The sequence below is a fragment of the Pseudomonas fluorescens genome (assembly GCF_000968015.1).
Lineage (GTDB): Bacteria > Pseudomonadota > Gammaproteobacteria > Pseudomonadales > Pseudomonadaceae > Aquipseudomonas > Aquipseudomonas fluorescens_W.
The window spans coordinates 90,721-110,022 of the sequence record NZ_LACH01000002.1; the positions used below are offsets into that span (position 1 = coordinate 90,721).

Annotated in this window: 17 protein-coding genes; 10 read left to right on the forward strand and 7 right to left on the reverse strand. The window is 60.0% G+C overall.

Features of this window, described 5'->3' with window-relative positions; genetic code table 11:
* Positions 1–55: 55 nt before the first annotated feature.
* From bioD to bioB, 5 genes are all read right to left on the reverse strand, one after another.
* Complete coding sequence (bioD, locus tag VD17_RS01625; RefSeq protein WP_046052398.1) at positions 56–736, reverse strand: dethiobiotin synthase; 681 nt, start codon at positions 734–736, stop codon at positions 56–58.
* Positions 733–1,545 (reverse strand): malonyl-ACP O-methyltransferase BioC, encoded by an 813-nt coding sequence (bioC, locus tag VD17_RS01630; RefSeq protein ID WP_046052399.1) that lies wholly within the window; start codon positions 1,543–1,545, stop codon positions 733–735. The genes bioD and bioC overlap by 4 nt, the downstream gene beginning before the upstream one ends.
* A complete protein-coding gene (locus VD17_RS01635) occupies positions 1,538–2,269 on the reverse strand; it encodes an alpha/beta fold hydrolase (RefSeq protein ID WP_046052400.1) in 732 nt (243 codons plus the stop codon). The genes bioC and VD17_RS01635 overlap by 8 nt, the downstream gene beginning before the upstream one ends.
* Positions 2,262–3,440: an 8-amino-7-oxononanoate synthase gene (gene bioF / locus VD17_RS01640; RefSeq protein ID WP_046052401.1), complete on the reverse strand. Its 1,179-nt coding sequence runs from the start codon at positions 3,438–3,440 to the stop codon at positions 2,262–2,264. Before bioF ends, VD17_RS01635 begins: the two co-directional genes overlap by 8 nt.
* 168 nt (positions 3,441–3,608) lie before the next feature.
* The gene (bioB, locus tag VD17_RS01645; RefSeq protein ID WP_008147151.1) at positions 3,609–4,664 is read right to left on the reverse strand and encodes a biotin synthase BioB; all 1,056 of its coding nucleotides are present in this window, start codon (positions 4,662–4,664) and stop codon (positions 3,609–3,611) included.
* Positions 4,665–4,756: 92 nt separating this feature from the next.
* On the opposite strand from bioB, the gene VD17_RS01650 reads away from it, so the two are divergent.
* The 5 genes from VD17_RS01650 (at position 4,757) to rarD (ending at position 10,736) form a co-directional block, all read left to right on the forward strand.
* On the forward strand, positions 4,757–5,497 hold the full coding sequence (locus VD17_RS01650) for a ComF family protein (RefSeq protein WP_046052402.1): 741 nt from the start codon (positions 4,757–4,759) through the stop codon (positions 5,495–5,497).
* A gap of 185 nt (positions 5,498–5,682) precedes the next feature.
* Positions 5,683–6,447 carry a TOBE domain-containing protein gene (locus tag VD17_RS01655; RefSeq protein ID WP_046052403.1) on the forward strand — a complete coding sequence of 255 codons (765 nt, stop codon included), beginning with the start codon at positions 5,683–5,685 and terminating at the stop codon, positions 6,445–6,447.
* 141 nt (positions 6,448–6,588) lie between these two features.
* A complete protein-coding gene (locus VD17_RS01660; protein WP_046052404.1) occupies positions 6,589–8,490 on the forward strand; it encodes a PhoX family protein in 1,902 nt (633 codons plus the stop codon).
* A gap of 208 nt (positions 8,491–8,698) precedes the next feature.
* Positions 8,699–9,673 (forward strand): serine/threonine protein kinase, encoded by a 975-nt coding sequence (locus VD17_RS01665; protein WP_046052405.1) that lies wholly within the window; start codon positions 8,699–8,701, stop codon positions 9,671–9,673.
* A gap of 175 nt (positions 9,674–9,848) precedes the next feature.
* Positions 9,849–10,736, forward strand: a complete 888-nt coding sequence (rarD, locus tag VD17_RS01670) for an EamA family transporter RarD (RefSeq protein WP_046052406.1) — start codon at positions 9,849–9,851, stop codon at positions 10,734–10,736.
* A gap of 215 nt (positions 10,737–10,951) precedes the next feature.
* On the opposite strand, the gene VD17_RS01675 is transcribed toward rarD, so the two are convergent.
* Positions 10,952–11,470, reverse strand: a complete 519-nt coding sequence (locus tag VD17_RS01675) for a glycine cleavage system protein R (RefSeq protein WP_007947710.1) — start codon at positions 11,468–11,470, stop codon at positions 10,952–10,954.
* Between the two features lie 545 nt (positions 11,471–12,015).
* Between VD17_RS01675 and VD17_RS01680 the strand changes: the two genes are divergently transcribed.
* Positions 12,016–14,193, forward strand: coding sequence for a malate synthase G (locus VD17_RS01680; protein WP_046052407.1), 2,178 nt, complete (start codon positions 12,016–12,018; stop codon positions 14,191–14,193).
* A 70-nt stretch (positions 14,194–14,263) separates the two neighbouring features.
* Here the strand turns inward: VD17_RS01680 and VD17_RS01685 are convergent, their stop codons facing one another.
* Positions 14,264–14,710 carry a response regulator gene (locus tag VD17_RS01685; RefSeq protein WP_046052408.1) on the reverse strand — a complete coding sequence of 149 codons (447 nt, stop codon included), beginning with the start codon at positions 14,708–14,710 and terminating at the stop codon, positions 14,264–14,266.
* A gap of 253 nt (positions 14,711–14,963) precedes the next feature.
* Between VD17_RS01685 and VD17_RS01690 the strand changes: the two genes are divergently transcribed.
* The 4 genes from VD17_RS01690 to VD17_RS01705 all read left to right on the forward strand — a co-directional run bounded on the left by VD17_RS01690 (position 14,964) and on the right by VD17_RS01705 (position 19,233).
* A complete protein-coding gene (locus VD17_RS01690; protein WP_046052582.1) occupies positions 14,964–16,904 on the forward strand; it encodes a putative nucleotidyltransferase substrate binding domain-containing protein in 1,941 nt (646 codons plus the stop codon).
* Complete coding sequence (locus VD17_RS01695; RefSeq protein WP_046052409.1) at positions 16,901–17,608, forward strand: 3'-5' exonuclease; 708 nt, start codon at positions 16,901–16,903, stop codon at positions 17,606–17,608. Before VD17_RS01690 ends, VD17_RS01695 begins: the two co-directional genes overlap by 4 nt.
* A 138-nt stretch (positions 17,609–17,746) precedes the next feature.
* Positions 17,747–18,265 (forward strand): RNA polymerase sigma factor, encoded by a 519-nt coding sequence (locus VD17_RS01700; protein ID WP_046052410.1) that lies wholly within the window; start codon positions 17,747–17,749, stop codon positions 18,263–18,265.
* Positions 18,262–19,233, forward strand: a complete 972-nt coding sequence (locus VD17_RS01705) for a FecR domain-containing protein (RefSeq protein WP_046052411.1) — start codon at positions 18,262–18,264, stop codon at positions 19,231–19,233. The genes VD17_RS01700 and VD17_RS01705 overlap by 4 nt, the downstream gene beginning before the upstream one ends.
* Positions 19,234–19,302: the final 69 nt, after the last annotated feature.

Sequence of the window (19,302 nt, forward strand, 5' to 3'; positions counted from 1 at the left end):
ACAAAAACACTAATGGCACAGTGCCTTGTCATAGTTAAAACCACTGCCAGAAAACTCAGTCCAGCAAGTCCAGTTGCAGATGCTCCGCCACCGCTTCAGCCGTCACCAACTTGAGTTTCGGCACTCGCCCAAGGCACGGTGCCGGGATCCGCTCAGCAAGTGTTGCAAGGTTTTCTTCCAGGCGCGCAGTCTTCGGGTCGATGATATTGGCCACCCACCCCGCCAACTGCAAACCGTCCTGAGCAATCGCCTCGGCTGTCAGCAGCGCATGGTTGATGCAACCCAGACGCACACCCACCACCAGGATCACCGGCAGATCCAGCGCCATCGCCAGGTCCGACAGATTGTCCTGATCCGCCAAAGGCACTCGCCAGCCTCCAGCACCTTCGATCAAGGTGAAGTCCGCTTGCATATCGAGAATGTCCTGCATGGGCGTCAACAGTGATTGCACCGTCAATGCCACGCCGGCCTCCCGCGCTGCCAGATGCGGTGCGATCGGTGGTTCGAATGCCACTGGGTTGACCTGCGCATAAGTCAAAGGCAACGAGCACTGCGCCATCAGCGCCAATGCATCAGCGTTGCGCAAACCCTTGGGCGTCACATCGCAACCGGAGGCGACCGGTTTGCCTGCCGCCGTGCTCAAACCGGCTGACCGCGCGGCATGCAACAAACCTGCTGCAATGGTGGTCTTGCCGACATCGGTGTCAGTGCCAGTGATGAAATAGGCTGCGCTCATAAAGGTTTCTCCAACACGGCGTAGACCACTTGATAAGTCGCCGGCAATCCTTCGGCCTGACGAAACTGCTCATAAGCCTCGATCAATCCGAGGATCCGCGCCCTGCCGGTCAAACCACCCGGCCGACCGGGGTTCAGGTTGTGTGCACCCAGCGCCTTCAGCTCATGGGTCAGGCTGCGCACATCCGGGTAGTGCAACACGTGCGGTCGGGTTTCCAGACTCGCGACGCTCAACCCACTGTTCGCGCAAAGCTGTTTATAAACCCCGAATTCGCGGAAGCGGTTGACGTGCACCATGCCATCCACCTGACGCCAGCTGTCACGCAGCTCTAACAGTGTGCCCACGCACAGACTAGCAAACGCGAAAATTCCGCCAGGTTTCAATACGCGATTGGCTTCACTGAGCACCGAAGCGAAGTCCGCGCACCACTGCACCGCCAGGCTGGAGAAGATCAGATCGCAGGTCGAATCCTGCAACGGCAACCGCTCGGCATCGCCGGCGATGAAATGCGTTGCGCCACCCAACGGCCGGGCGTGTTTGAGCATGCCTTCGGCGATGTCCAGTGCCAGTCCGTGACTGACAGGAAATCGCTCGCCCAATGCGCGACTGAAATGCCCGGTTCCGCAGCCCAGATCCAGCCACACACCCGGCACGAAGTCCTCAGGCAAACGACTCGATAATTCACTGCCAACGTCGCGCTGAAATTCGGCCACGCTGTCGTAGCTTGCCGCCGCACGGGAAAAAGATGCCGCCACCTGGCGTTTGTCGGGCAAACCGCCGGGCAGGTTGGGAAGGGATAAATCAGTCATCACCGGACTCATGCAAAAAGGCCTGAATCGCCCCCGCCACACCGTGAGGGTCTTCCAGAAGAAACGCGTGACTGGCCTGCTCGATCAGACCGATTTCAACATCCGGCAACAACGTCAGCAGGTCGCCCGCTGCTTCGGCTGGAACCAGTCCATCGAGGCCGGCGAACAAATGAAGTTGCGGGCCGCGAAACGCCTGCAAAGCCTGGCGGGTATCCAGCTGTGCGAGCAACTCCAGGCCGCTCATTAGCACCTCTGCCGAAGTGTGTGGCGCGCCACCGAGCAACAGCCGAGACAACCCGCGCGGGTCTTCGGCACCCTGAGCGCAGAGCAGCGAGAAACGTTTCAACGTCATGCGCGGATCAGCCTTGCAGCCGGCCAAAAACGCATCGAAGGTTTCGGCAGGCATCGCGCTCGGCCATTGCTCATGGGCGACAAAAGAAGGATTGCTCGCCAGGGTCAGCAAGCCGCAGCAGCGATCGCCGCGCCGGGCTGCCAACTCTGAAGCGAGCATGCCGCCGAGCGACCAGCCACCGAGCCAGGCATCCTGTGGCAACGTCGAATCCAACTCATCGAGCCACTCCTCAAGATCGCTTGATTCCAGCTCCGGCAACGGCTCGATCTCGACCCGCAAGTGTTCATCCAGTCCTTGTAACGCCGCCGCCAAGGGCTCCAGTGGAGAAATTCCGAGGCCCCAGCCGGGCAGCAGAATCAGACGATCACGCATGGCTTGGCTCCGGTCCCAGTTGTTGAAAACAATCGGCCAGTCCATTTAACAATAGCTGCACCTGTGCCTCGCTGTGCGCGGCAGTCAGGGTTACACGCAGTCGGGCGCTGCCGGCGGGGACGGTCGGTGGACGGATCGCCGTGACCATCAGACCGCGTTCGCGCAGCATCTGCGACAGTCGAACCGCACGCCCGGCATCGCCGATCATGATCGGCTGGATCGGCGTGAAGCTGTCCATCAACTCCAGGCCGATTTGTTCGGCGCCATGGCGGAATTGGGCAATGAGCGTCTTCAGATGCTCACGACGCCAGTGTTCAGTGCGCAGCAATTCGAGGCTTTTCAGCGTCGCGCAGGCCAGCGCCGGCGGCTGGCTGGTGGTGTAAATGTAGGGACGGGCGAACTGGATCAGGCTCTCGATCAGCTCTTCGCTGCCGGCGACAAAAGCCCCGGCCGTTCCGAATGCCTTGCCGAGCGTGCCGACTAAAACCGGCACATATTCCTGACTCAGACCGAAATGCTCGACGATCCCGCCGCCATTGGCGCCCAGCGGGCCAAAGCCGTGAGCGTCATCGACCATCAACCATGCACCTTTGGCTTTCGCCTCCCGAGCCAACGCTGGCAGGTCGGCGATGTCGCCGTCCATGCTGAACACACCGTCGGTGACCACCAGGGTATTGCCGGTCGCCTTCTCAAGACGCTTGGCCAGACTCGCCGCGTCGTTGTGCAGATAGCGATTGAAGCGCGCTCCGGACAACAGACCCGCATCCAGCAAGGACGCGTGATTGAGCCGGTCTTCCAGCACCGTATCGCCCTGCCCGACCAGCGCGGTGACTGCGCCGAGGTTGGCCATGTAACCGGTGGTGAACAACAGCGCGCGCGGGCGACCGGTGAAATCGGCCAGGGCCTCTTCCAGCGCGTGATGCGGGCTGCTGTGACCGATGACCAAATGCGACGCCCCGCCGCCGACGCCCCAACGGGCCGCACCTGCACGCCAGGCTTCGATCACTTGCGGGTGATTGGCCAGGCCCAGGTAGTCGTTGTTACAGAACGCCAGCAACGGCTTACCATCGACCACTACTTGCGGGCCTTGAGGGCTTTCGAGCAATGGGCGTTGGCGGTAGAGATTTTCGGCACGACGGGCAGCAAGGCGCGCGCTGAGATCGAAAGACATGCGGACCTCGTGGATCAGAATTCAGAAGCGATCGCTGTACCTTGTAGGAGCGAGCCTGCTCGCGAAAGCGGTGGCACATTCGACATAACTGTCGACTGACAGATCGCTATCGCGAGCAAGCTCGCTCCCACAGTGTTTTGCATTCCTTCAGAGGAATCGGCGAAGGCTTCAGACAGCCGCGTTATAGAACTGCTCGCTGCTCTTCTGCTCAACCAGCGCTTGTTCGATCGCGGCCTGATGGACTTCGTCAGCGTGCTCTTCACGCGCTTCCGGCAGGATGCCCAGACGCGAGAACAGTTGCATGTCCTTGTCGGCCTGCGGGTTGGCGGTAGTCAGCAGTTTTTCGCCGTAGAAAATCGAGTTGGCACCGGCGAAGAAAGCCAGGGCCTGCATCTGCTCGTTCATCGCTTCGCGGCCGGCGGACAGGCGCACGTGGGATTGCGGCATCAGGATACGTGCGACAGCGAGCATGCGGATGAAGTCGAACGGATCGATATCGTCAGCATTTTCCAGCGGCGTACCGGCGACTTTCACCAACATGTTGATTGGCACCGACTCTGGGTGCTCTGGCAGGTTGGCCAGCTGGATCAGCAGATTGGCGCGGTCATCGAGGGACTCACCCATGCCGAGGATGCCGCCGGAGCAGATCTTCATCCCCGATTCACGCACGTAGGCCAGGGTCTGCAGACGCTCGCTGTAAGTACGGGTGGTGATGATGCTGCCGTAGAACTCAGGCGAGGTATCGAGGTTGTGGTTGTAGTAGTCGAGGCCGGCGTCAGCCAGAGCAACGGTCTGGTCCTGATCCAGGCGACCGAGGGTCATGCAGGTTTCCAGGCCCATGGCTTTCACGCCTTTGACCATTTCCAGCACGTAAGGCATGTCTTTGGCCGACGGATGTTTCCACGCCGCGCCCATGCAGAAACGGGTCGAACCGATGGCCTTGGCGCGAGCGGCCTCTTCGAGGACCTTCTGCACTTCCATCAGCTTTTCTTTTTCCAGGCCGGTGTTGTAGTGACCGGACTGCGGACAATATTTGCAATCTTCCGGGCAGGCACCGGTTTTGATCGACAGCAGCGTCGACACCTGGACCCGATTGGCGTCGAAATGCGCGCGGTGCACCGTCTGCGCCTGAAACAACAGGTCATTGAATGGCTGAACGAAGAGTGCTTTGACTTCGGCCAAAGACCAGTCATGACGCAGGGTTGCAGTGGTGCTGGCGCTCATGGGTGTTTCCTTTGTTTTATGCTTGGCAAGCGGCTGGGGAATGGAATACCCACAGACGCGACACGGATGTTCGGCATATTTAAGGAAGACTCATGCGCTGTCAACCACGATACGAAGGACCGGTTTACATCTGGTTAAAAAACGAACAACACTGTTTGCTCTGTTCAGAACCCGCCGATGAATGCACACCCATCTGCATGGCCTGTGAAACGGAGCTGCCCTGGTTGGGCGATCAATGCCAAACCTGCGCTCTGCCGTTGCCCACTGCAGGCCTGACCTGCGGTCAATGCGTGCAACAACCGCCAGCCTTTGAACGGGTCGCGACGCCCTGGACTTACAGCTTTCCGGTGGACACGTTGATCACACGCTTCAAACACTCAGCGAAGTGGCCGTTTGGTCGCCTGCTCGCCGAACTTCTCGCTCAGTTCCTGCAACATCGCTTCGATGAAGACCTGAATCGACCCGACGCGCTCATCCCGGTTCCGCTGGCCTCCAAACGACTGCGCAAACGGGGTTTCAACCAGGCCGCAATGCTCGCCCGCTGGCTCAGCGGTAGCCTCGACATTCAGTGCGATGAAACGCTGTTGCTGAGGACACAGGACACCAGCGCCCAACAGGACCTGAATGCCGAGGCCCGCAAAAAGAACCTGCGTAACGCCTTCGCTCTGACTCCCGATGCGTTCATCAACGGTCGTCACCTGGCACTAGTGGATGACGTACTGACCACCGGCGCCACGGCGCAAGCCTTGGCTCGTCTGTTGATGGATGCCGGCGCTGCTCGGGTGGACGTCTATTGCCTGGCCCGCACCCCCAAACCCGGTGACGTCACTTGAGTAAAGAACACCGAAACCTGTAGGAGCGAGCCTGCTCGCGATGAGGCCATAAAATTCAGCATCGATGTCGGCTATACCGACGCCATCGCGAGCAGGCTCGCTCCCACAAGAAATGCGGCCTGACTTGACTCCCTCGCGGCAAGCCGCCAACGTCTTCCCATCGTCATCAGTCAAAGCACCTTGCCATGTCCCTGCCCACGTTGTTGTCCCAGCACATTGTCCGCCGTCCGCAGCGCATCGCGTTGCTGCAACACATCGCCGAACAGGGCTCGATCACCCGCGCCGCGAAAAGCGCGGGGCTGAGTTACAAAGCTGCGTGGGACGCCATCGATGAGCTGAACAACCTCGCGCAAAAGCCGTTGGTAGAGCGCAGTGTCGGCGGCAAGGGCGGCGGTGGCGCCAAACTCTCCAGAGAAGGCGAGCGCGTATTGCGCCTGTATCAAAAGCTGCAAGCCTTGCAGGCTCAGGTGCTGGAAGCCGCCGAAGATGCCAGCGATCTCGACCTGCTCGGCCGACTGATGCTCAGAACCAGCGCGCGCAATCAACTGCATGGCAAGGTCGTGGCGATTGATACCCAAGGGCACAACGACCGGATTCGCCTCGAACTGGCCGAAGGCTTGAGCATCGATGCGCAGATCACTCACGACAGCACCATGCGTCTGGAACTGGAAACCGGCACCGAAGTGGTCGCACTGATCAAGGCCGGCTGGCTGGAGTTGCTGGGCATCGATCAAGTGGCAACACCCGGCAATAATTGCCTGAAGGGCATCATCGAAGAAATTCTCGACGCCGAGGACGGCCCCAGCGAAGTGCGCATCGGCTTGCCCAATGGCCAGACACTCTGCGCGCTGGCCGAACCGTTGCACCTGAGAACCCTCGGACTGACGACTGACAAACCCGTATTGGTGCAGTTCGCGCCGTCCAACGTGTTGCTCGGCACACCGCTGTAGGAGCTGCCGAAGGCTGCGATCTTCTGATCCTGATTTTAAGATCAAAAGATCGCAGCCTTCGGCAGCTCCTACGAGGCGGCTGCAACAAAAGCTTCATCGACCACCATTAAGGTGACTGCAAAAACCCGCAGGGAGCCTGATGTGAGCCTATTAGAAGACAATCAATCCACCGACCTCGAGAAAATGGTCGGCCTCAGCCGTCGTGGCTTCATCAGCGCGGGCGCCCTTTGCGGTGCAGCGATGTTCCTGGGCGGCAACCTGCTGAGCCGCAGCGTGCTGGCCGCCAGCGTCAGCGCCGGCTCCAGCAAACTGTTGGGCTTTGACAGTATTCCCGCCGCCACCAGCGACGCCATCACCCTGCCGCCGGGTTACAAATCTTCGGTATTAATTAGCTGGGGCCAACCCCTGCAGAACAACGGCCCGGCGTTCGACCCAAGTGGCAACGGCTCGGCCGAACATCAGGAAGCCCAGTTCGGCGACAACAACGACGGTATGAGCCTGTTTGAATTTCCCGGTGACCACAACCGGGCGCTGATGGCGATCAATAACGAATACACCAACTATCGCTACCTCTACGCCCACGGCGGCATGCCGCAGTCGGCCGAAGAGGTACGCAAGGCACTGGCCTGCGAAGGCGTGTCGGTGATCGAGGTGCAGCGCAAAAACGACCAGTGGCATTTCGTCCAGGGCTCGCGCTACAACCGACGCATTCACGGCAACGCGCCGATCAGCCTGAGCGGCCCGGCCGCCGGCCACGCCTTGGTGAAAACCAGTGCCGACCCGCACGGCAAAAATGTCCTCGGCACCTTCCAGAACTGCGCCAACGGCAAGACGCCGTGGGGCACGTACCTGACCTGCGAAGAAAACTTCACTGACTGCTTCGGCAGCAGCAATGCCGAGCAAAAATTCGACGCAGCGCAGAAACGCTACGGCGCGGTGGCGGCCAGCAAAGAGATCAACTGGCACCCACACGACGAGCGCTTCGACCTGGCGAAAAACCCCAACGAACTCAACCGTCACGGCTGGGTCGTGGAGATCGACCCGTTCGATCCGCAATCGACGCCGGTCAAACGCACTGCGCTGGGTCGCTTCAAACATGAAAACGCCGCCCTGGCCGAAACCAGTGACGGTCACGCCGTGGTGTACATGGGCGACGATGAGCGCGGTGAGTTCATCTACAAATTCGTCAGCCGCGACAAGATCAACCACAAAAACCCCAAGGCCAACCGCAACCTGCTGGACCACGGCACCTTGTACGTGGCGCGCTTCGACGCGGGCGACGGCAATGCCGATCACCCGAAAGGCCAGGGCGAGTGGATCGAACTGACCCACGGCAAAAACGGCATCGACGCCAGCAGCGGTTTCGCCGATCAGGCCGAAGTGCTGATTCACGCACGCCTCGCGGCCAGTGTGGTGAAAGCCACGCGCATGGACCGCCCGGAATGGATCGTCGTCAGCCCCAAGGATGGTCAGGTCTATTGCACGCTGACCAACAACGCCAAACGTGGCGAGGATGGTCAGCCGGTGGGCGGGCCGAACCCACGCGAGAAGAACGTCTACGGGCAGATTCTGCGCTGGCGCACTGACCGTGACGATCACGGTGCCAAAAGCTTTTCCTGGGACCTGTTTGTGGTCGCCGGCAACCCGGGCGTCCACGCCGGCACGCCGAAGGGTGGCTCGTCGAACATCACGCCGCAGAACATGTTCAACAGCCCGGACGGCTTGGGTTTCGACAAAGCTGGGCGGTTGTGGATTCTCACCGATGGCGATTCGAGCAATGCCGGTGATTTCGCGGGCATGGGCAACAATCAGATGCTCTGCGCTGATCCGGTGACCGGGGAGATTCGTCGCTTCATGGTCGGGCCGGTGGGTTGCGAGGTGACGGGGATCAGCTTTTCGCCGGATCAGAAGACCTTGTTTGTCGGGATTCAGCATCCGGGGGAAAACGGCGGGTCGACGTTCCCTGAGCATCTGCCGAATGGCAAGCCGCGGTCTTCGGTGATGGCGATTTCCCGTGAGGACGGTGGGATCGTCGGCGCCTGATAAGGCCCTATCGCGAGCAGGCTCACTCCCACAGTTGATTGTCTGGGTGACACAGATAGTGTGCACACTCAAGATCCCTGTAGGAGTGAGCCTGCTCGCGAAAGCGTCAGCCCAGACAACACTGAACTCAAGCCCACCCCCTAAAGAAGCCCCGTCTGCGCTACCATGCTTGGCCGGACGCGGCAGCCTGCTGCGCGCAGGAGTCAGCATGGCCCACCCGTTTGCAACCCTCACCCCAGACCTCGTGCTCGATGCCGTCGAAAGCATCGGCTTTCTCAGCGACGCGCGCATTCTGGCGCTCAACAGCTACGAGAACCGTGTCTATCAGGTCGGTATCGAAGACTCCGAACCGCTGATCGCCAAGTTCTATCGTCCGCAGCGCTGGACCAATGAAGCCATTCTCGAAGAGCACCAATTCACCTTCGAACTGGCCGAGTGCGATGTACCGGTGGTCGCACCGATGATTCACAACGGTGCCAGCCTGCACGAACACAACGGTTTCCGATTCACCCTATTCCCCCGCCGTGGTGGCCGTGCGCCGGAGCCCGGCAATCTCGATCAGCTGTATCGCCTGGGGCAACTGCTCGGTCGTCTGCACGCCGTCGGCACTACAAAACCGTTCGAACACCGCGAAGCACTGGGCGTGAAAAACTTCGGTCATGACTCGCTGACGACATTGCTCGAAGGCAATTTCGTACCCAAAAGCCTGCTGCCGGCCTACGAGTCCGTGGCCCGCGACCTGCTCAAACGGGTGGAAGAGGTCTACAACGTTACGCCGCACAAGAACATTCGCATGCACGGCGACTGCCACCCCGGCAACATGATGTGCCGCGACGAGATGTTCCACATCGTCGACCTGGACGACTGCCGCATGGGCCCGGCGGTGCAGGACATCTGGATGATGCTGGCGGGTGATCGTCAGGAATGTCTCGGTCAGTTGTCGGAATTGATGGACGGCTATAGCGAGTTCCACGACTTCGATCCGCGGGAACTGGCGTTGATCGAACCGCTGCGCGCCTTGCGCCTGATGCACTACAGCGCCTGGCTCGCCCGCCGCTGGGACGACCCGGCGTTCCCGCACAGTTTTCCGTGGTTCGGCAGTGAACGGTATTGGGGCTACCAAGTGTTGGCGTTGCGTGAACAATTGGCTGCGCTCAACGAAGAACCCCTAAAACTCTTCTGATTCACCTCGAAACCCTGTGGGAGCGACCCTGCTCGCGATAGCGGTCTGTCATTTGCTGATTTTTTGCCTGATACACCGCCATCGCGAGCAGGCTCGCTCCCACAAGGTCCGCGACATATTCCGAATAATCTCCTTACAATCCCCTCTTTGTTAGCTGCCTAAGCAAGGATTCTGCATGCAAGCCGCCAACCCGCGTCGCGGGTACATTCTGGGCCTGAGTGCCTACATCATCTGGGGACTTTTCCCGCTCTACTTCAAAGCCATCGCCAGCGTGCCCGCCGTGGAGATCATCATCCACCGAGTACTGTGGTCCGCGCTGTTCGGCGCCTTGCTGCTGATGGTGTGGAAACATCCAGGCTGGTGGCGAGAGTTGCGTGATAACCCCAAACGCCTGGCGATCCTGGCCCTGAGCGGCACGCTGATCGCGGCCAACTGGCTGACCTACGTCTGGTCGGTGAACAACGGCCGCATGCTCGAAGCCAGTCTCGGTTACTACATCAACCCGCTGGTGAACGTGCTGTTGGGCATGCTGATCCTGGGCGAACGACTGCGGCGCATGCAATGGCTGGCGGTTGGCCTGGCGGCGGTCGGCGTCGCGCAGCAGGTCTGGCAAGTCGGCAGTCTGCCGTGGGTGTCGCTGGTGCTGGCGCTGACCTTCGGTTTCTACGGACTGATCCGCAAGCAGGCACCGGTCAAGGCGCTGCCTGGGCTGGTGGTGGAAACCTGGATGCTGGTGCCGATTGCCGTCGCGTGGTTGTTGTTCAACCCCACCGCGAGCAGCGCTCAAGCCGAGTTCTGGACTACGTCCGAAGCCTGGTGGCTGGTGGCCGCCGGTCCGGTAACGCTGGTGCCGCTGGTGTGTTTCAACGCCGCTGCACGGCATTTGCCCTACACGACGTTAGGATTTCTCCAGTACCTGGCACCGACGCTGGTGCTGTTGCAGGCTGTTCTGCTGTTTGGTGAGCATTTGTCGTCGAGCACACTGGTAGCGTTCATCTTTATCTGGGCGGGCCTGGCGGTTTACAGCATCGACGCGTGGATAAGTCTGCGCCGCCGTAGCTGATCAAAAAACGCACAAACCTCTGCAAGCCACGGCTCACGTGGCCTGCATCGATCCTTCCCAAGGTTATCCACAACGTGATCCCCGGCGTTTGTGCGCAAGTCCCTGAAACTGCTGGTTTTTTGATCAAATCCTGAAGACCCCCGGCCGACGTGGCCTGGCGGGCTGTCTCTACAGGTTATCCACAGGCAGGTGCACGTATAACTTGGATAACCTTTTCAGGGTTCACTGCGCAGCACCAACTCGACCATCAAATCATCCGCCAGGGTTTCCAGGCGCGATTGCAGCACGTCCAGGGACAACGTCAGCGGCACGGCCAGAATCGCTTCAGCGTGAAACAAAGGCTCGCTGCTCATCGGCGCCGGACGTACTTCGGTCACCAGACGCTCCAGGTTCACCCCCTGCTCACTCAGCAGACGCGTGATGTCGCGTACGATCCCCGGGCGATCATTGCCCACCAATTCCATGGCAATCGGTTTCCAGGTGCAGGATTGCTCGATGCCGCTTTCGGCAATCAGCACGCGAATGCCATGGGCGGACAATGCCTGTAGGGCATCCACCAATTCATCGTAGGCCTCGGCCGGCACACCCACACGAAGAATCCCGGCGAACTGCCCGGCCATGCGTGACATGCGGCTCTCCAGCCAGTTGCCGCCGTGCTCGGCGATGCATTGGGCAATGCGCTCGACCTGCCCTGGCTTGTCCGGAGCGAAAACAGTGAGTACGAGGTGGTCCATGGCGCAGCCCTCTTGTCATGACTTTTGTTATAGAAAAGCAAGTATAGGCAAGGGCTGGGCCTTCGCTGATGCGTCTGAAGCCTTCGCGAGCTAGCTCGCTCCCACAAGGATCGTGCAGGCCTTTGTGGGAGCGAGCTTGCTCGCGATTGGGCCGCCACCAATGAACCTGCCGAAAACAAATCGTGTACAAGTTTTGATATTTAACTGGAACAATCTAATGGTTTTTTGAGAACATCCCGATCCCCGACGTGACTGCAATGCGTCATGGGGTCGCAGAACGACGTAATTAGTCTAATTTTCACAAGCGCAATTCATCATGTAGTATGCCGCAGCGCGCACTACATAACGCTGGATCGATGTCTGCCGCAGGTGCAGCCACAAACCCGAAAGCCCCGTCAGCAAGGCCTCAACGCCGTTGATTGGTCATAACCCAGCCGCCCGCAACGGCATGTACTGGTCAAGAGGTTTGTGGTTTAAATGCCAGAGGCTTCATTGTTAAATTGAAGAGCTGAAAAGCGAAATAGCTGAGCAGAGTGAGGCAAGCAATGACTGAACACGTTCAAGTCGGTGGCCTGCAGGTCGCCAAAGTCCTGTTCGACTTCGTGAACAACGAAGCCATTCCCGGTACCGGCCTCACCGCCGATAAGTTCTGGGCCGGTGCCGATAAGGTCATTCATGACCTGGCGCCGAAGAACAAAGCCCTACTCGCCAAACGCGATGATTTCCAGGCTCGTATCGATGGCTGGCACCAATCCCGTGCCGGCCAGGCGCACGATGCCGTGGCTTATAAAGCCTTCTTGCAAGACATCGGTTATCTGCTGCCAGAAGCGGCCGATTTCCAGGCAACGACGCAAAACGTCGATGACGAAATCGCCCGCATGGCCGGCCCACAACTTGTGGTTCCGGTGATGAACGCCCGTTTCGCGCTCAATGCCTCGAACGCCCGTTGGGGTTCGCTGTATGACGCGCTCTACGGCACCGATGCCATCAGCGAAGCTGACGGCGCGGAAAAAGGCAAAGGCTACAACAAGGTTCGCGGCGACAAGGTCATCGCCTTCGCCCGTGCCTTCCTCGACGAAGCGGCGCCATTGGCTGCCGGCACTCACGTCGATTCCACCGGCTACAAGATCGTTGAGGGCAAACTGGTGGTCGCCCTTAAAGGCGGCAGCAATACCGGCCTGCGCAACGATGCACAGCTGATCGGTTTCCACGGCGATGCCGCCGCACCGACCGCGATCCTGCTGAAAAACAACGGCCTGCACTTCGAAATCCAGGTCGACGCCAGCACCCCGGTCGGCCAGACCGACGCTGCCGGCCTCAAAGACATCCTGATGGAAGCCGCGCTGACCACCATCATGGACTGCGAAGACTCCGTCGCCGCCGTCGATGCCGATGACAAAGTGGTGATCTACCGCAACTGGCTCGGCCTGATGAAGGGCGATCTGTCGGAAGAAGTCTCCAAGGGCGGTCAGACCTTTACCCGCACCATGAACGCCGACCGCACCTACACCGCTCTCGATGGCAGCGAATTGAGCCTGCACGGTCGCTCGCTGTTGTTCGTGCGCAACGTCGGTCACCTGATGACCATCGACGCGATCCTGGATAAGGATGGCAACGAAGTGCCGGAAGGCATCCTCGACGGTCTGGTCACCAGCCTCGCGGCAATTCATAGCCTCAACGGCAACAACTCGCGCAAGAACAGCCGCACTGGCTCGGTCTACATCGTGAAGCCGAAGATGCATGGCCCGGAAGAAGCGGCGTTCACCAACGAGCTGTTCGGTCGCATCGAAGAAGTACTCGGTCTGCCGCGCAACACGCTGAAAGTCGGGATCATGGACGAGGAGCGCCGTACCACGGTCAACCTCAAGGCCTGCATCAAGGCTGCCAGCGAGCGTGTAGTGTTCATCAACACCGGTTTCCTCGACCGTACCGGCGATGAAATCCACACCTCCATGGAAGCCGGCCCGATGGTGCGCAAGGCGGACATGAAGGCTGAGAAGTGGATCGGCGCCTACGAGAACTGGAACGTCGATATCGGTTTGAGCACCGGCCTGCAAGGTCGCGCGCAGATCGGTAAAGGCATGTGGGCCATGCCGGACCTGATGGCAGCGATGCTCGAACAGAAAATCGCTCACCCGATGGCCGGCGCCAACACTGCGTGGGTTCCATCGCCGACCGCTGCCGCGCTGCATGCGCTGCACTACCACAAGGTCGATGTGTTCGCTCGTCAGGCCGAACTGGCCAAACGTGCACGCGCTTCGGTGGACGACATCCTGACCATTCCATTGGCAGTGAACCAGCAGTGGACTGCAGAACAGATCAAGAACGAACTGGACAACAACGCCCAGGGCATTCTCGGTTACGTGGTGCGCTGGATCGATCAGGGCGTGGGCTGTTCGAAAGTGCCGGACATCAACGACGTCGGCCTGATGGAAGACCGTGCGACGCTGCGGATTTCCAGCCAGCACATCGCCAACTGGCTGCGTCACGGCATCGTCACCGAAGATCAGGTCATGGAAAGCCTCCAGCGCATGGCGCCAGTGGTTGACCGTCAGAACGCCAATGACTCGCTGTACCGTCCATTGGCGCCGAACTTCGACAGCAACATCGCCTTCCAGGCGGCGGTCGAACTGGTGGTCGAAGGCACCAAACAGCCGAACGGCTACACCGAGCCGGTTCTGCACCGTCGCCGCCGCGAGTTCAAGGCTGCCAATGGCCTGTAACTAAGCGCTGACGCCGGACAAAAAAAGGCCCTGATCGAAAGATCAGGGCCTTTTTGTTTCAAATCGGTTCCTACACATCCATTCCCAACTCATGCTTGACCAGCGCCAATAGCTTGCCGGTATCGACAGGCTTGAGCAGGAAGTCGACCACGCTCAAATGCATCGCGGCGATCGCATCTTTTACGTCAGCGTCACCGGAAACGATGATGAACGGCATTGCCGCCCGAACCGATTCACGGACCTGCCGGATCAGGTCCAGACCATCGACATTTCCCATCCGCAGATCGGTAATCACCAGGCCAATCGATGGCATCGTCTCCAACATCTTGAGTGCCGTTTCGCCACTGGCGGCAGTCATGCAGCGCACCCCGTCCAGCGCCAGAATCTCCGACAGCAACTCGCGCGCGTCTTTATCGTCGTCGACGATCAGCACCCGCTGCGGCGGCAGGTCAGGTTCCAGCATGACGTCGCTCAGCGCCTTGCGCTCGGCGTCACTCAAAATATCGTGGTCGGACATGGCTTACTCTACGTTTTCATTTCTATTCCCTAGCACATCCGTCAGACATCGCTAAGCAGACCTTCAATGTGCACGTCGTCGGAAAAGTTTCCTATAGCCAATGTAGGAGGTTTTTCCCACAGTTGCGTCAGACATTTCCCAAATACCGACAGCTTCACTGCCTACCTAGACTTACGTCCAATGGGCACCCCGCGCGCAGGGGCCGACCATGGCTGAGTCATCCGACAACAACAATTCAAAAAAGACTGCGGTAATGGTTATGAGTAAAGCGGACGCCTTCACACAGGCAGGGAAAACCGCGGTGTTGCAGAACATCCAGGGCACTTTGCAATTCCTTCAGCGCTTCCCGCCCTTCAATCAAATGGAACACGCCCACTTGGCGTACCTGGTCGAGCAGTGTCAGCTGCGTTTTTATGCACCCGGCGAGAGCATCATCAAGCCCGCCGACGGCCCGGTTGAGCATTTCTACATCGTTAAACAAGGCCGGGTCGTGGGTGAACGCCCCCATACGGCCAAGGGCGGAACCGAAACCACCTTCGAAATCACCACTGGCGAGTGTTTCCCCCTTGCCGCGCTGCTGGGTGAGCGCGCGACCCGCACCGAGCACCTGGCCGGCGAAGACACCTTTTGCCTACAGCTGAACAAGCTGGCGTTCATCAAGCTGTTCGCACTTTCCAACACGTTTCGCGACTTTGCCCTACGCGGCGTCAGCAGCCTGCTGGATCAGGTCAACCAGCAAGTCCAGCAAAAAGCCGTGGAAACCCTCGGCACCCAGTACTCGCTCAATACTCGCCTGGGCGAATTGGCCATGCGCCACCCGGTGACCTGCAGCCCGGCCACGCCGCTGCGTGAAGCCGTGACCCTGATGCATGAGCAGCAAGTCGGCAGCATCGTGGTGGTCGACGAACATAAAGCGCCGCTGGGGATTTTCACCCTGCGCGACCTGCGCCATGTGGTGGCCGACGGCACTAACGACTTCAACGAAGCCATCGAACGGCACATGACCCAGGCGCCGTTTTACCTGTCGCCGGACCACAGCGCCTTCGATGCGGCGATTGCCATGACCGAGCGGCACATCGCCCACGTCTGCCTGGTCAAGGATCATCGCCTGTGCGGCGTGGTCTCGGAACGTGACCTGTTTTCCCTGCAACGGGTCGATCTGGTTCATCTGGCGCGGACTATCCGCAGCGCCCAGAAAGTGGAAAATCTGGTCGCGATGCGCGGCGAAATCGGCCAACTAATAGAGCGCATGCTGGCCCACGGCGCCTCTTCCACCCAGATCACGCACATCATCACCCTGCTCAACGACCACACCGTGTGCCGGGTGATCGAACTGACCCTTGCCGAGAAAGGTGACCCCGGCATTCCGTTCAGTTGGCTGTGCTTCGGTAGCGAAGGCCGCCGCGAGCAGACGCTGCACACCGATCAGGACAACGGCATTCTGTTCGAAGCCCGGGACGCGGCCCACGCCGCCGAGATTCGCGGCAAATTGCTGCCCATTGCCCAGCAGATCAACCAGAGCCTGGCGCTCTGCGGTTTTACCCTGTGCAAGGGCAACATCATGGCCGGCAACCCGGAGCTGTGCCTGTCCAGGGCCGAATGGTCGCGACGTTTTGCGGCGTTTATTCGCGAGGCAACGCCGGAGAACCTGCTGGGTTCGAGCATTTATTTCGACTTGCGGGTGGTCTGGGGTGACGAGCAAGGCTGCGAGCAGCTGCGTCAGGGCATTCTCAACCAGGTGAATGACAACCGGCTGTTCCAACGGATGATGGCCGAGAACGCCCTGCGCAACCGTCCGCCCGTAGGACGTTTCCGTGAGTTCGTACTGGCTCGCAAGAATGGCGAGAAAGCCACTCTGGACTTGAAAATCCAGGGCCTGGCGCCTTTCGTCGACGGTGCCCGACTGCTCGCGCTGGCCCATGGGATCGAGGCGAACAACACGCTGGATCGCTTTCGCCAACTGGTGGACAAAGAAGTCATCGAACGGCTGGACGGTGCGGCGTACGAAGAGGCCTATCACTTCATCCAGCAAGCCCGCATGCAGCAACATCAGCTACAGACCCGAGAGAATTTGCCCTACTCCAACCGAGTCGATCCGGACAGTCTCAATCATCTGGATCGACGTATCCTGCGTGAATCCCTGCGCCAGGCACAACGCCTGCAAAGCAGCCTGGCCCTGCGGTATCAGCTATGAGCCTGTTTTCATGGCTGCGCCCGGCAGGTCCGAGCCTTCCCGGCGAACTCCAACAACGTCTGCAACGCTTGCCCCCGGCGGCAGAGCTCGGCGAATGCAGCCTGCGCGAACAACGCTGGGTGGTGCTCGACCTGGAAACCACCGGGCTGAACCTGAACAAGGATCGGGTGTTGTCCATCGGCGCGGTGGTGATCGAGGACGGGGCGATCGATTTCAGCCAGCAGTTCGAACGCACGTTGCAATGCGCCGATATGAAGTTGGCTCCCAGCGTGTTGATCCATGGCCTGGCGCCGAGTGCGATTGCCGCGGGCAGTGATCCGGCTCAAGCCCTGGTCGAACTCATGGAGTTCGTCGGCGACAGCCCGGTGCTGGCATTTCATGCGCCGTTCGATCAGCACATGCTCGGGCGCGCCTTGAAAGATCATCTGGGCTACAAGTTGCAGCATCCATTTCTGGATGTGGCTGATATCGCGCCGTTGCTTTGCCCTCAGGCGCACATTCGCGACGCCGGGCTGGATCAGTGGATCGACTGGTTCAAACTGGAAGTATTCGAGCGTCACAATGCCAGTGCCGATGCGTTGGCCACCGCTGAACTGGCGTTGATTCTGTTCAGCCGGGCGCGACAGATGCAGATTCATAGCCCGTTGAATTTGCAGCAACGGGTGAATCAGTGGAAGCGGCGGCAGCAAGCGCCTTCTTTCTAAAAGACTCCTACAGGGGTTTTTGCGCCAATACACCGACGTTGGCGGCCACCCGACCAGCGCCAATTGCTTACCTCCCCCGCCTCTGCCACAATCGCGAACAATTCTCGTTAGTTAATACTTCCCAATCGGTGATGCTACGTGTCGTCAGTCCAAAGCCCTCAAAGTGAGCTCGTTGGTGCGTTGTATCGCGACCATCGCGGTTGGCTATTGGCCTGGCTGCGACGCAATGTCGCCTGTCCGCAACGAGCCGAAGACCTGAGTCAGGACACTTTCGTGCGTTTGCTGGGTCGTGAGGAACTGAAGGAGCCGCGTGAACCGCGCGCGTTTCTGGTGGCGATTGCCAAGGGTCTGCTGTTCGACTATTTCCGCCGCGCCGCGCTGGAACAGGCCTACCTCACCGAACTGATGCTGATCCCCGCAGGTGAACAACCGTCAGTGGAGGAACAGCAACTGATCCTCGAGGACCTCAAAGCCATTGACCGCCTGCTCGGCAAGCTCTCAAGCAAGGCCCGGGCAGCTTTTCTCTACAACCGGCTCGACGGCCTCGGCCACGCCGAAATCGCCGAGCGCCTGGGCGTGTCAGTACCGCGGGTGCGTCAGTACCTGGCCCAGGGCATTCGTCAGTGCTACATCGCGTTGTACGGTGAGCCGGTATGAGTCCGGTCAGTTCCAAACCCGTCTCGGTGCAGGTGCTGGATGCCGCGATTGCCTGGCAATTGTCCCTGGACTCCGGCAACCCGGTGGAGCGCGAAGAGTTCGCCAAATGGCACGCTGCCCACGAAGAACATGCGCGGGCCTGGCGCCAATTGGGCATGCTCGACCAGCGTTTCAGCGTTGCCAGCGGCCCGGCTCGTACTGCTTTACTGCAATCGCGCGAAAGCATTCGCCGGCGTTTGCGCAAACTTGGCAGCGGCGTGGCCAGCATCGTCGCGGTGATCGGGTTGGCGCTGTTCGCCGGTGATCGTTATCTGCCAATCGACTATTGGCTGGCCGACCAGCGCACCGCCACCGGTGAGCAACGCACCCTGCGCCTGACCGACGGCACGCTGATCAACCTCAACACCCACAGTGCCGTGGATGTACGTTTCGATGAAAAACAACGGCTGATCATCCTCCAGGAAGGGGAAATTCTCGTCGAAACCGGTCATGGCGACGCCCGGCCGTTTATCGTCGAAACCCGCGAAGGCAGCATGCGCGCACTGGGGACAAGGTTCCTGGTCAAGCGCGAAGACGAAGGTACGCGCCTGAGCGTGCTGAAATCGGCGGTGGCGGCCCATCCTGAGTCGAGCCCTGAAGAACAGATTCTGCGTGAAGGCCAGCAAGTCATGATGCGCAGCAATGGCCTCGGGCCGATCGTCGCGCTCAACCTCGGCGCCGATGCCTGGACGCGCGGCATGCTGGTGGTGGACAACGCGCGGCTGGAAGACCTGGTCCATGAACTCGGTCGCTATCGCCGCGGGCATCTTGGCGTTGCACCAGAAATCGCTGACCTGCGAATCACCGGCAGCTTCCCGCTGCACGACACCGATCTGGCCCTGAGCGCCCTGCTGCCGACCCTGCCGGTGCAGATCGAACAGCACACGCCGTGGTGGGTGACGGTGGCAAAGGCTGAAGCCAAACCCTGAGATTTTCTGCGTTTGGGCCGACGCCATCGCGGCGGTGCGGCGATCCGACAAGCCACGCTCCCACAGGTT

Coding starts and splice junctions, on each gene's coding strand:
- bioD (WP_046052398.1), bottom strand. CDS start 736: ATGAGCGCAGCCTATTTCATCACTGGCACTGACACCGATGTCGGCAAG.
- bioC (WP_046052399.1), bottom strand. CDS start 1,545: ATGACTGATTTATCCCTTCCCAACCTGCCCGGCGGTTTGCCCGACAAA.
- VD17_RS01635 (WP_046052400.1), bottom strand. CDS start 2,269: ATGCGTGATCGTCTGATTCTGCTGCCCGGCTGGGGCCTCGGAATTTCT.
- bioF (WP_046052401.1), bottom strand. CDS start 3,440: ATGTCTTTCGATCTCAGCGCGCGCCTTGCTGCCCGTCGTGCCGAAAAT.
- bioB (WP_008147151.1), bottom strand. CDS start 4,664: ATGAGCGCCAGCACCACTGCAACCCTGCGTCATGACTGGTCTTTGGCC.
- VD17_RS01650 (WP_046052402.1), top strand. CDS start 4,757: ATGCGCTGTCAACCACGATACGAAGGACCGGTTTACATCTGGTTAAAA.
- VD17_RS01655 (WP_046052403.1), top strand. CDS start 5,683: ATGTCCCTGCCCACGTTGTTGTCCCAGCACATTGTCCGCCGTCCGCAG.
- VD17_RS01665 (WP_046052405.1), top strand. CDS start 8,699: ATGGCCCACCCGTTTGCAACCCTCACCCCAGACCTCGTGCTCGATGCC.
- rarD (WP_046052406.1), top strand. CDS start 9,849: ATGCAAGCCGCCAACCCGCGTCGCGGGTACATTCTGGGCCTGAGTGCC.
- VD17_RS01675 (WP_007947710.1), bottom strand. CDS start 11,470: ATGGACCACCTCGTACTCACTGTTTTCGCTCCGGACAAGCCAGGGCAG.
- VD17_RS01680 (WP_046052407.1), top strand. CDS start 12,016: ATGACTGAACACGTTCAAGTCGGTGGCCTGCAGGTCGCCAAAGTCCTG.
- VD17_RS01685 (WP_046052408.1), bottom strand. CDS start 14,710: ATGTCCGACCACGATATTTTGAGTGACGCCGAGCGCAAGGCGCTGAGC.
- VD17_RS01690 (WP_046052582.1), top strand. CDS start 14,964: ATGGTTATGAGTAAAGCGGACGCCTTCACACAGGCAGGGAAAACCGCG.
- VD17_RS01695 (WP_046052409.1), top strand. CDS start 16,901: ATGAGCCTGTTTTCATGGCTGCGCCCGGCAGGTCCGAGCCTTCCCGGC.
- VD17_RS01705 (WP_046052411.1), top strand. CDS start 18,262: ATGAGTCCGGTCAGTTCCAAACCCGTCTCGGTGCAGGTGCTGGATGCC.